This is a genomic window from Candidatus Binatia bacterium, assembly GCA_036504975.1.
GTDB lineage: Bacteria > Desulfobacterota > Binatia > UBA9968 > UBA9968 > JAJPJQ01.
Genome location: DASXUF010000063.1, coordinates 1 through 5,216, shown reverse-complemented (window position 1 = coordinate 5,216; position 5,216 = coordinate 1). Strand labels below are relative to the sequence as shown.

Genomic DNA, 5,216 nt, shown 5'->3' with positions numbered 1-5,216 from the left:
TACATGAATCTTTTGATAGAGATGGCTTGACGGCTTGACATCATGGAGACGCGCCTCGATCCGATCCGCTTCGAAGTCCTGCGCCACCGCTTGTGGTCGATCGCGGCCGAGGCGGCGAGCGCGATCAAAAATATCTCCGGCTCTCCCATCGCCAGCGAGGCGCACGACTTCAACACCTGCATCATGAATCCGGCGGGCGACGCCGTCGTCATGGGGCCCTATGTCGCGTCGCTCGCCATCGGCCAGGGGCTTATCGTCAAGACGATTCTCGAAAAATACGCCGACAATCCCGGCTTCGCCGCTGGCGACATGTTTCTCTGCAACGATCCGTACTCCGGCGCGCTGCACCAGAACGACGTGACTCTGGTCGCGCCGGTTTTTGCCGGAGAAAAGCTCATCGCCTGGACGGGAGCGACGATCCATCAGGTGGACGTGGGAGGCTCGTCCAAGGGCAGCCAGGCGGCGACCGGCGCAAAGTCGATCTTCGAAGAGGCGCCGGTGATCCCGCCGGTTAAGATCATCGAGCACGGCGTCCTCAGGCGCGATCTCGAAGAGGAGTACCTCATCCGCTCGCGGACACGGGACTTGAACGCGCTCGACCTCCGCGCCAAGATCGCGGCCAACCTCGTTATGGGCGAGAGGATCGCCGCGATCGCCGAGCGCTATGGCGCCGATGCGGTGGGCGAAGTCCTAGCGCGCATCATAGAGTTGACGGAGACGAAGCTGCGCGCGCGCCTCAGCGAATTGCCGGACGGGAGCTGGAGCCACACTTCTTACATCGACTACGACGGCGCCGTGTACGCGATCCGCTTGAAGATGACGAAGCAAGGCGACGAGCTGACTCTCGATTTCACCGAAAGCTCGGAGCAGGCGCCCGCCGTGGCGAACTGCACGTACTCCGGCTTGCTCGCCGGCGTGCAGGCCGCGGTGATCGCCTATCTCTGCTACGACATTCCGATGTGCCCGGCCGGCGGCCTGCGGCCGCTGAAAATCGTCTCGAAGAAGGGAACGGTCGTCGAAGCCGCGTGGCCGGCGGGCGCCGCCAAGGCGACGACGGCCGGAAGCTTCGTCACCACGACGGCGGTGAGCGCCTGCCTCGCGAAGATGCTCGACGCGAGCGAGACGCACTCTTCGAGATTGATGGCGTGCTGGAACGGCGCGTCGGGACAGCAGGAGCTTTTCGGCCTCGACCAGCGCGGGCAGCCGTTCGGCTCGACCATGCTCGACGGCATGGCGGGCGGCGCGGGGGCGCGCGCCGGCAGCGACGGCATCGACACCGGAGGCTTTGTCCGCTCGCTCGCCTGCGCGATCGCGAACGTCGAGACCTACGAGTTCCGCTATCCGCTCCTCTATCTGTACCGCAGGCAGGAGCCCGACACCGGCGGGCCGGGAAAATTTCGCGGTGGCGTGGGGATCGGTCTGGCGATGACGCCGCACGACGTGGAGGAAATTCCAACGTGCGTGGTCCACGGCTGCGGCATCGAGCAGCCCGCGTCGGCGGGGATCGCCGGCGGTTATCCGGGCAGCACGACGCAGTTCAACATCCGCCGCGGCACTGCGGTCAACGAGCGGCTCGCCGCGGGCGAAGTGCCGGTAGATTTCGACGCGCTCGGCGGGCGTCTCGAGCCGAAATCGAGCGAGGAGACGTTTCTCAAGAAAGGCGACGTCTTCGAGCGCGTCGCCTGCGGCGGCGGCGGATTCGGCGATCCGCTGGAACGCGATCCGGAAATGGTTTTGGCCGACGTCCGAAAAGGCTTGGTGAGCCTCCGATCCGCGGAAGAGATCTACGGTGTCGTAGTGGATGAAGGTTTTCGCAGCGTTAATAAGGAAAGAACGAAAACAAAAAGAGAAGAAATACGCAATCAGCGTGGATGTGGAGATTGAATGGGTTACGAACCTCCTCTCCCTTGACGGGAGAGGAATGAGGTGAGGGTGGCGACGGTTGTAGCGCCCCTCACCCTGACCCTCTCCCGCGAGGGGAGAGGGAATTCTTTCTCGACGTCCCATGCGCGGAGTGACTTGTTTTTCGCATCCAGCCTCGAACCGGCGATCGAGAGGTCGAAGACAATCATGGCCGACAAGAACGTCCTTCTGATCATCGACATGCAGAACGAGCTGCTCCATCCCGAAGGCAAGCTGTATCACGGCGGTTTTCCGCCTGAGTTCGCCCCACTCGTGCCCAACGTTCGACGCTTGCTCGCGGCCGCGCGGGCGAAAGCCGTTCCCGTGATTTTTATCTACACCGCATATCATCCGAGCTTCGTCGATGCATCGCCGCAGTCTCCCAGCCGGAAGAGCGGCTCTTTGATAGAGGACAGTTGGGGCGTGAAGATCGTCGACGAGATCGCTCCACAAAAAGGCGAAGTCGTCATCCGCAAGCGGCGGCCCAGCGCTTTTTTCGAGACTCCGCTGGATTCGACTTTGCGCGGGCTCGGCGCACGGTCGATTTTCATGTGCGGCGTGGCGACGAACCGGTCGGTGGAATCGACGGCGCGGGACGCGTTCAACCGCGACTACGAGAGTTTCATCGTATCCGATGGAACCGCGGCCAGGAGCGTGGCCGCGCATAAGGGTTCGCTGGAAAGTTTGGGCGGTTTTTTTGGCAAAGTGGTGAGCGCTGAGGAAGTCGAGAGAATTTGGTCGCAAGTGTAAATTAATCTCGATTCTGTCTTCCTCTCCCTCCCGAGGGAGGGAGAGGATTGAGGTGAGGGTGGTTCGTGCAGACTTTGCCCTCACCCTCGCCCTCTCCCGCAAGCGGGAGAGGGAAATGATTAGGGTTCAGCGGTAATAGTTCCGACCTACGACGAAAAAAGGAGGGTTCATGGAAAAAACGAAACCGAAAATGATCGCGCGCAAAAGGGATGTCCAGCTCGTGCCGGCGCGCACCGGCGGGCGCCGTATGGAAGTCGTTTCGCCGCGCCTCGGATTTCCGGTCCGGACGATGCTGACTTTTTACCGCGAGATACCGCCCGGCGGCGAGTCGGGGACGCATCGCCATCGCAACGAGGCGATCATCTATATCGTCAAGGGCAAGGGCTACACGATGGTCGAAGGCGAACGGATCGACTGGGAAGCCGGCGACATCCTCTGCATCCCTGTCATGGCGTGGCACAGCAACTGCAATCTCGACCCGAAAGAGCCGGCGCTGTTTTTGGCGACGATCAACCGGCCCTTGATGGAGTCGCTCGATCTCTTCGAGATCGAGGACAAGGAAAAGATCGATTATGACTACGAGATTGGAAAGACCATTGAGAGAAAGTGAAGCCGGCAGGAGGCAGAACGATTTTAGATTGCCGATTTTTAGATTTTGGATTGGAGAAAAGACCATGAATAAAAACATCAGCGCCTTCCTGCTGGCAACTATTCTTCTGGCCGCTGTTCCCTTAGCAGAGGCGCAGCAGCCGAAGGTCTTCCGTGTCGGTGTCCTCCTTCCAGGCAGCGCATGGAACGAGATAATTGACGGGCTTCGCGTGGGCTTAAGGGAGCTAGGGCTCGAAGAGTCGAAACAATTTGTCTTGGAAATCCGGGATACAAAAGGCGATCTGAAAGCAGCGGAAGAGGCCGCGAGGGATCTCGAAAAAGAGAGAGTCACCCTGATATATGCAACCCGCAGCTCCGTTACTATAGCAGCAAGGCGGGCGACTGCAGACATCCCCATCGTTTTCTCTGCCGGGTCCGACCCGGTTGTTCTCGGACTCGTGGACAGCTTCGCAAAACCGGGGGGAAGGCTCACCGGGGTCTATGAACCGGGCACCGACCTGACCGCGAAGCGCCTGGAGATCCTGAAAGAGATCGTCCCTAAGCTCCGCCGGCTTGTGGCCTTCTACGACCCCCGCAATCCTGTTGCCAGCCAGTCCGCCAAGTTTGCGCGGGAGGAGGCTCGACTGCGGGGTGTCGAGCTTGTCGAACGGCAATTCGCTTCCGTCGAGGAACTTCAGGCGGGTATACGAGCGGTTAGGGCCGGGGAGGTGGATGCCTTCTTCCAATTGTCGGACTCGATGGTAAATAACCAGGCTCAACTGATCATCGACACGGCAAAGGCCAAGAGGTTACCGACTATGTTCTTAGATCAAAGTGCTGTCGTCCAGGGAGGCCTCGCCAGTTACAACGTGAGCCACCACGAAGTTGGCCGCCTGTCGGCGAAGTACGTCCAGCGCATTCTTAGTGGTGTTAAACCCAAGGACTTGCCGGTTGAGGGGGTCGATAAGATCGATCTGATCATCAATCTGAAGACCGCGAAGCAGATCGGATTCACAATTCCGCCGAGCGTGCTGGCGCGGGCGGCCAAGATTATCAAGTGAAAGCAGGCAGGAGGCAAAAGCCAGTAGGCAGTAGGGCAGAAGCGCCTCAGGGCTCAAGCCTCACGCCTTTCGCCTCTTGCCTCAAGGCTCTCGCCTTCGGCGTTTTAGTTTTTCTATCCGGCGGAACGACTTATGCGGAAATCAAAATCGTGCAGGCGATTCCGACCAAGAGCTTCGGTTTTCTGCCGGTATTCGTCGCCCAGGAGAAAGGATTCTATCGTTCCGAGGGCTTGGAGGTGAGCACGCCGGTGATGGCGACGGGGCCGAGCATCGCCGGACTTCTTTCCGGCGAGATCCATGTCGCTCCAGCGGATACCGCCATGCGTGCGGCGATGACCGGCACGCCGGTGAAGGCGGTGGTCTTTTATTACGACCGGCCGACGATGGTTTTCGTCGCCCGGCCGGAAATTCGCTCGGTCAAGGATCTCCAGGGCAAGAATATCGCGATCCTGAGCTACGGCAGCGCGGTGGATTATGCGACGCGGCAAATTCTCAAGGCGAACGGGCTAGCGGACAAAGATTACACGCTGGTGCCGCTGGGCCCGGAGCCGCAGCGCATCCTCGGCATGGCGAAGGGGCTGGTCCATGCGACTTTGCTCAATCCCGACGGCGCCGCGATCGCCGAAGGCCAGGTCGAGGGACTCAAGCAACTCGCTTCCTTCGGCGATCTGCAAAAAACGCCGTTCTCCGGCTTTGCCGCGAGCGACCGTTTTCTCGCCGCGAGTCCGGACACGCTGAAAAAATTTCTCCGCGCCACTCTCAAGGCGATCGTCCTGACGCGCGATCAACCGCAGGCGGCGGCGCAGGTCGCCGAGAAGGCGCTGGCCCTCGAAGCCAAAGCGGCGCTTTCGGCGGCGCGCGCCATCGTCGGCGCGATCAGCGTCAAGGACCCCGGCGGATTTACGGACGCCGGGA

The 5,216-nt window shown here is 60.7% G+C and carries 5 protein-coding genes; all 5 read left to right on the top strand.

Going from position 1 to position 5,216, the window contains the following annotated elements:
* Positions 1 to 42: 42 nt before the first annotated feature.
* Entirely contained in the window at positions 43 to 1,884 is a 1,842-nt protein-coding gene (locus tag VGL70_08100; protein ID HEY3303481.1) for a hydantoinase B/oxoprolinase family protein, read from the top strand.
* 186 nt (positions 1,885 to 2,070) lie between these two features.
* Entirely contained in the window at positions 2,071 to 2,652 is a 582-nt protein-coding gene (locus VGL70_08095) for a cysteine hydrolase (protein HEY3303480.1), read from the top strand.
* Between the two features lie 169 nt (positions 2,653 to 2,821).
* A complete protein-coding gene (locus tag VGL70_08090; protein ID HEY3303479.1) occupies positions 2,822 to 3,262 on the top strand; it encodes a cupin domain-containing protein in 441 nt (146 codons plus the stop codon).
* Positions 3,263 to 3,326: 64 nt separating this feature from the next.
* The gene (locus tag VGL70_08085; GenBank protein ID HEY3303478.1) at positions 3,327 to 4,301 is read left to right on the top strand and encodes an ABC transporter substrate-binding protein; all 975 of its coding nucleotides are present in this window, start codon (positions 3,327 to 3,329) and stop codon (positions 4,299 to 4,301) included.
* Between the two features lie 149 nt (positions 4,302 to 4,450).
* Positions 4,451 to 5,216 (top strand): ABC transporter substrate-binding protein (locus VGL70_08080; protein ID HEY3303477.1); only part of this gene is annotated, 766 nt, incomplete at its 3' end.